Genomic DNA, 5,570 nt, shown 5'->3' on the forward strand with positions numbered 1-5,570 from the left:
TCATCAATTAACGCCAGAATGCGTGCTTCAAACTCCGCGATCATCTTCTTTCCTCTTTCTGTAACATGGCTTAGAGATCCTCCGGCCATGGGAAGTGTTCCGCCGTTAGGCTCGGCGTCTGGTAATAATTCTGTAGGGCCTGGATAAATTTGGCCGGGCGCGGCGGAATGCCCTCGTCAAGATAGGTCATCACCTGCGCGTGAACACGCCGCTGAAAGACGATGCGATCCGGCTCAAAATCACCCTCCAGGTTGTCGCAGCTAACGTTGAACGGGAAGCCCGCCGCCACGCAGAACAGCCAGTCAAAAGCCTGCGGTTTTACCTCAACGTCTTCAAACTGCCCCTGGGTTTTAGCATCGCGCCCGTCCGGACAGTACCAGTAACCAAAATCAACCTGCTCGCGGCGCGCCTTGCCGGCAATACACCAGTGAGAAATTTCGTGCAGCGCGCTGGCAAAAAAACCGTGAGCGAAAACGATACGGTTGTAAGGCACTTCGTCATCTGCCGGAAGATAGATGGGTTCGTCGTCGCCTTTAATCAGACGAGTATTAAACTCGTCGGCAAAGCATTCATCGAAGATGGCGATCAACTGCTGGTAGTCATGCGTCTTTGTCATTAGCTCATCCCTAACCACTGAAGGATTTCCTGTCCATGGCTGTCGTAGAGCAGCTTGGCGCTCATAACCGCCGAAACAATGACGATCATTGGGCGAATGAGCGACTGCCCTTTGCTTAACACTAAGCGCGAGCCCATGCGCGCGCCGAAAAATTGGCCAATCATCATCACAAAGCCAGTTGCCCAGATGACCTTGCCGCCAAGAATAAACAGCAGCAGCCCGCCGATATTTGACGTCGCGTTCAGCACTTTGGCGTGTGCCGTGGATTTGGCAAGATTAAAGCCCATCAGCGTGACGAATGCCAGCGCGTAAAATGAGCCCGCGCCGGGTCCGAAGAAACCGTCATAAAAGCCCACGCAGCCGCCGGCCACCAGCGCAAACGGCAGGCCGTACAGACGCTGCTGACGGTCCGCTTCGCCAAGCTTTGGCATCAGCAGGAAATAGAGACCAATGCCAATCACCAGAATCGGCAGGATCTGGCGCAGAACGTCAGACTGTACGTGCTGTACCAGCAGCGCGCCGCTCATTGAACCAATGAAGGTCATCAAAATATTGAGCTTCTGATCGGCCAGATTCACCACCTTGCGGCGAATGAAGTACAGCGAGGCGGAAAGCGAGCCGCCGCAGGCCTGGAGCTTATTGGTCGCCAGCGCCTGCGCGGGCGGCATGCCCGCAGCCATCAGCGCCGGGACGGTCAGCAAACCGCCGCCGCCCGCCAGAGAGTCAATAAAGCCCGCAAGAATGGCGATGAAAAAAAGCGCCACCAGCATCAGCGGCTCAACCATAAATAACGCGGAGAAACTGTCCATCAGAGTACGTGTTCATCCAGTAGCGCCTGGCAGGAAGGCGGCAACGGTGGAGGCGTCTTCTTCACAGGTTTGGTGGTGCCAGGTTTTGGCGGTTCGAACCAGCTTTGCAGCTCAGCGCCGCAGCCGTCGCCCGCAGGCGGTGGCGCCTGCTCTTCACACTCGAAGCTGTTGGCCGGGCATTTCAGCCGGACGTGCATGTGGGCGCGGTGCTGGAACCACGGGCGCACTTTACGCAGCCAGTCGCGATCGCTGCCGGCTTCCAGGCACAGCTGTTGTTTAATCGCCGGGTTGACGAAAATGCGCGTCACCTCGCTGTCTTGCGCCGCCAGCTTGATCAGTTGACCAATCTCCGGTTTCCATAGCGCAGGCGACACGCCTTTACCGTCGGCGCGGACCAAATCCAGCGCCTGCGGCTTCAGCAACTGCGACGAGCTCCAGCGCGTTTTCGGTAATTGCAGGAAAATATCGACATCCAGCCCACTCTGGTGGCTGGCGTGTCCGCCGTTAAAGCGCCCGCCCGCTGGCATCCCCATGTCGCCAATCAGCATCGTCCCCATTCCGTGCTGCTGCACGTTACGGCCCAGACGCTGGATAAACTGCACCAGATCGGGATGGCCAAAGTAGCGGCGCTGATCGGTACGCATCACCTGGTAGGTTTCCGACTGCAACGGCAGCGCTTCGGCACCGACGATACAGCCGTTAGCAAACGCCCCGATAGACTGGGCGCTACCGTTAATAGGTTGCGTGATTTTTTGCCACGGCGTTGCCGCCAGCGCGGTGCTGCTGGCCACCAGAGCCAGCAGCGCAATAACGGTTTTTCTCATGTTTACCAGCGTGGAATTGAGGTCATCACATCGGCGTTTTGCGCGCGTTGGCGCATAAAGTGATCCATCAGCACGATTGCCAGCATCGCTTCAGCGATCGGCACCGCGCGGATACCCACACAAGGATCGTGACGACCTTTGGTGATCATCTCGACTTCCTCGCCAAAGCGATCGATCGTCTTGCCCGGAACGGTAATGCTCGAGGTCGGCTTCAGCGCAATATTGGCCACAATCTGCTGGCCGCTGCTGATACCGCCCAGAATACCGCCCGCATGGTTGCTCTGGAAACCGGCTTTGGTAATTTCGTCGCGGTTTTCGCTGCCGCGCAGTTTGACCACCTCAAAACCGTCGCCAATTTCCACGCCTTTCACCGCGTTGATGCTCATCAGCGCATGGGCAATGTCCGCGTCCAGACGATCGAATACCGGCTCGCCGAGGCCCGCCGGTACGCCGTCAGCCACGACGGTGACCTTCGCGCCAATAGAGTCGCCCTCTTTTTTGAGGCCGCGCATCAGTTCATCCAGGGCGTCGATTTTGTCCGGATCCGGGCAGAAGAACGGGTTCTGTTCAACCTGATCCCAGTCTTTAATCGCCAGCGGAATATCGCCCATCTGGGTCAGGCAGCCGCGAATGACGATACCAAACTTCGCCGCGAGGAATTTCTTGGCAATCGCCCCTGCCGCCACGCGCATCGCCGTTTCACGGGCGGAAGAACGTCCGCCGCCGCGATAGTCACGCAGGCCGTATTTCTGCTCGTAGGTGTAATCGGCGTGCCCCGGACGGAAGACGTCCTTAATGGCGCCGTAGTCCTGCGAGCGCTGATCGGTGTTTTCAATCAGCAGGCCGATACTGGTGCCGGTGGTCACGCCTTCGAATACGCCAGAGAGGATTTTCACCTGATCCGGTTCGCGACGTTGGGTGGTGTAGCGCGACGTACCCGGGCGACGACGGTCCAGGTCGTGCTGGAGATCCGCTTCGGTTAACGGAATGCCGGGCGGCACGCCGTCAACGATGCAGCCCAGCGCCAGGCCGTGCGACTCGCCAAAGGTGGTTACGCGAAAGAGTTGTCCAATTGTATTTCCTGCCATCACGGCTCCGTTATCGTTGTTCTGTTGTTGCGTGCTGGATAAATCAGTCTTTGTACTGCCCGAAGTGGTTCTGCGCGGCAACCAACTGCGCTTTGGTCAGCATAAAGACGCCGTCACCGCCGTTATCAAACTCAAGCCAGGTGAACGGAACATCCGGATATTGGTCCATCAGATGTACCATGCTGTTACCCACTTCACAAATCAGAATACCTTCGTCGGTCAGATAATCCGGCGCGCAGCCGAGGATGCGGCGGGTCAGGTGCAGGCCGTCGGAGCCGGAGGCCAGGCCCAGCTCGGGCTCGTGGCGATATTCTGACGGCAGATCGGACATATCTTCTTCGTCCACGTACGGCGGATTAGTGACGATCAGGTCGTACTGCAATCGGGGCGCGTCACGGAACAGATCGGAGCGGATCGGCGTGACGTTGTGGATCATGCCGTGCTCTTCGATGTTGTATTCGGTCACGGCCAGCGCGTCGGTGGAGACGTCGATAGCGTCAACTTCCGCTTCCGGGAAGGCATAGGCGCAGGCAATCGCGATGCAGCCGCTGCCGGTGCACATATCGAGAATATGCTCAGGACGATGGTTAATCAGGCCGGCAAAGCGATTGTTGATCAGCTCGCCAATCGGCGAGCGCGGCACCAGCACGCGATCGTCAACGTAGAATTCATGGCCGCAGAACCAGGCTTTATTGGTCAGGTAAGCTACCGGGATACGCTCGTTGACGCGACGAATCACGCGCTCGACGATCAGCTGTTTTTCACTGGTGGTCAGGCGCGCGTTGCGCATATCTTCCGGAATATCGAGCGGCAGGTACAGCGTCGGCAATACCAGCTGGACGGCTTCATCCCACGGGTTATCGGTTCCGTGACCGTACCAGATTTCGGCCGCGCTAAAGCGGCTTACCGCCCAGCGCAGCATGTCCTGAATGGTGTGCAGCTCATTGACTGCTTCTTCAACAAAAATCTTATCCACGTTGTCCTCCAGGGCATGCGTCGGGGTAAATTCGGCGGCTAGTTTGCCATGAAGACGGCGATAAATCAGCATTCTTGCGTAGGGCGCGGGGAAAAAAGCGTTTTCGCTGCAGGAAGGACAACGAAAAGGTAAACTAGATAAAAATGCGAATTTGAGAAGAATCGATGAAAAACAAAAACTCATTGAGCGAGGAGGATCAGGCGCTCTTCCAGCAGCTGATGACGGGCACGCGCAAAATAAAGCAGGACACCATTGTCCACCGCCCGCAGCGTAAGAAAATCAGCGAAGTGCCGCCTAAACGTTTATTGCAGGAGCAGGCGGACAACAGCCACTATTTTTCCGACGAATTCCAGCCGCTGCTCAATACTAACGGGCCGGTAAAATACGTGCGCCAGGATGTCAGCCATTTTGAGCTGAAGAAGCTACGTCGCGGCGACTACTCGCCCGAGCTGTTCCTCGATCTACACGGCTTAACGCAGATGCAGGCCAAGCAGGAACTGGGCGCGCTGATCGCCGCCTGCCGCCGCGAACATGTGTTCTGTGCCTGCGTCATGCATGGTCACGGTAAACATATTCTCAAACAGCAGACGCCGCTGTGGCTGGCCCAACATCCGCACGTGATGGCCTTTCATCAGGCATCGAAAGAGTATGGCGGCGACGCCGCGCTGCTGGTGCTGATTGAAGTAGAAGAGTGGCTGCCGCCGGAGCTGCCGTAAGTCAACGTAGGCCGGATAAGCGCAGCGCCATCCGGCCTACAGAGAAGGCACAGATGGCGATCGCGTTAAATCGCTTTGGCCATTTTGAGATTGCAGGGACTCATTTGCCAGTTCAGGGTGCCTTTACCGTTAGCGTCGAGGGTGACGCTGGCAATGGCGGAGGTGGTGAACATTGGCGGAACTTCGCCAGGGCAGAGCTCAGCGACCAGGTAACCCACCAACGGCAGGTGAGAAATCACCAGCACCGATGACACGCCTTCATTCGCTAATGCCCCGAGATAGGCGCTGACCAGACCGATATCGCCGCACGGCGTCAACTCGGGCAAAACATCCACCTCTTTTGGCAGGTTCATACATTCCCCTACCACTTCCAGCGTCTGTTCCGCACGCAGATATGGGCTCACCAGAACGCGACCGATATCCACTTTTTGGTTTTTCAACCAGGTTGCCATCTGACGAGATTCATCACAACCACAGCCGGTCAGAGGACGAACCGAGTCACTGGCTGCATCGAGGGCAGCGTCGCCGTGACGCATAATAA

At 57.3% G+C, this 5,570-nt stretch carries 7 protein-coding genes; 1 reads left to right on the forward strand and 6 read right to left on the reverse strand.

Annotation, left to right across the window (positions count from 1 at the left end):
• Nucleotides 1-70 precede the first annotated feature (70 nt).
• Genes ACW14G_RS22000 through prmB form a run of 5 tightly spaced genes read right to left on the reverse strand, consistent with a single transcriptional unit; the run spans nucleotide 71 to nucleotide 4,313 of the window.
• A complete protein-coding gene (locus ACW14G_RS22000) occupies nucleotides 71-616 on the reverse strand; it encodes an elongation factor P hydroxylase (RefSeq protein WP_223803060.1) in 546 nt (181 codons plus the stop codon).
• Nucleotides 616-1,425, reverse strand: coding sequence for a sulfite exporter TauE/SafE family protein (locus ACW14G_RS22005; protein WP_223803061.1), 810 nt, complete (start codon nucleotides 1,423-1,425; stop codon nucleotides 616-618). Before ACW14G_RS22005 ends, ACW14G_RS22000 begins: the two co-directional genes overlap by 1 nt.
• The gene (gene mepA / locus ACW14G_RS22010; RefSeq protein ID WP_163448760.1) at nucleotides 1,425-2,249 is read right to left on the reverse strand and encodes a penicillin-insensitive murein endopeptidase; all 825 of its coding nucleotides are present in this window, start codon (nucleotides 2,247-2,249) and stop codon (nucleotides 1,425-1,427) included. Before mepA ends, ACW14G_RS22005 begins: the two co-directional genes overlap by 1 nt.
• Before the next feature lie 2 nt (nucleotides 2,250-2,251).
• Nucleotides 2,252-3,337 carry a chorismate synthase gene (aroC, locus tag ACW14G_RS22015; RefSeq protein WP_249022955.1) on the reverse strand — a complete coding sequence of 362 codons (1,086 nt, stop codon included), beginning with the start codon at nucleotides 3,335-3,337 and terminating at the stop codon, nucleotides 2,252-2,254.
• A gap of 43 nt (nucleotides 3,338-3,380) precedes the next feature.
• Nucleotides 3,381-4,313: a 50S ribosomal protein L3 N(5)-glutamine methyltransferase gene (prmB, locus tag ACW14G_RS22020; RefSeq protein ID WP_249022954.1), complete on the reverse strand. Its 933-nt coding sequence runs from the start codon at nucleotides 4,311-4,313 to the stop codon at nucleotides 3,381-3,383.
• A gap of 164 nt (nucleotides 4,314-4,477) precedes the next feature.
• Here prmB and smrB point away from each other — a divergent pair, with 164 nt between their 5' ends.
• Entirely contained in the window at nucleotides 4,478-5,029 is a 552-nt protein-coding gene (gene smrB, locus ACW14G_RS22025; protein ID WP_064543774.1) for an endonuclease SmrB, read from the forward strand.
• A 65-nt stretch (nucleotides 5,030-5,094) separates the two neighbouring features.
• Here smrB and sixA read toward each other — a convergent pair whose 3' ends face one another.
• Nucleotides 5,095-5,568, reverse strand: coding sequence for a phosphohistidine phosphatase SixA (gene sixA, locus ACW14G_RS22030; protein ID WP_455648807.1), 474 nt, complete (start codon nucleotides 5,566-5,568; stop codon nucleotides 5,095-5,097).
• Between the last annotated feature and the right edge of the window lie 2 nt (nucleotides 5,569-5,570).

It is taken from the genome of Kluyvera sp. (assembly GCF_965301105.1).

Excerpts from the sequence above, each read along its gene's own strand:
- ACW14G_RS22000 (WP_223803060.1), bottom strand. The coding sequence starts at position 616 with ATGACAAAGACGCATGACTACCAGCAGTTGATCGCCATCTTCGATGAA.
- ACW14G_RS22005 (WP_223803061.1), bottom strand. The coding sequence starts at position 1,425 with ATGGACAGTTTCTCCGCGTTATTTATGGTTGAGCCGCTGATGCTGGTG.
- mepA (WP_163448760.1), bottom strand. The coding sequence starts at position 2,249 with ATGAGAAAAACCGTTATTGCGCTGCTGGCTCTGGTGGCCAGCAGCACC.
- aroC (WP_249022955.1), bottom strand. The coding sequence starts at position 3,337 with ATGGCAGGAAATACAATTGGACAACTCTTTCGCGTAACCACCTTTGGC.
- smrB (WP_064543774.1), top strand. The coding sequence starts at position 4,478 with ATGAAAAACAAAAACTCATTGAGCGAGGAGGATCAGGCGCTCTTCCAG.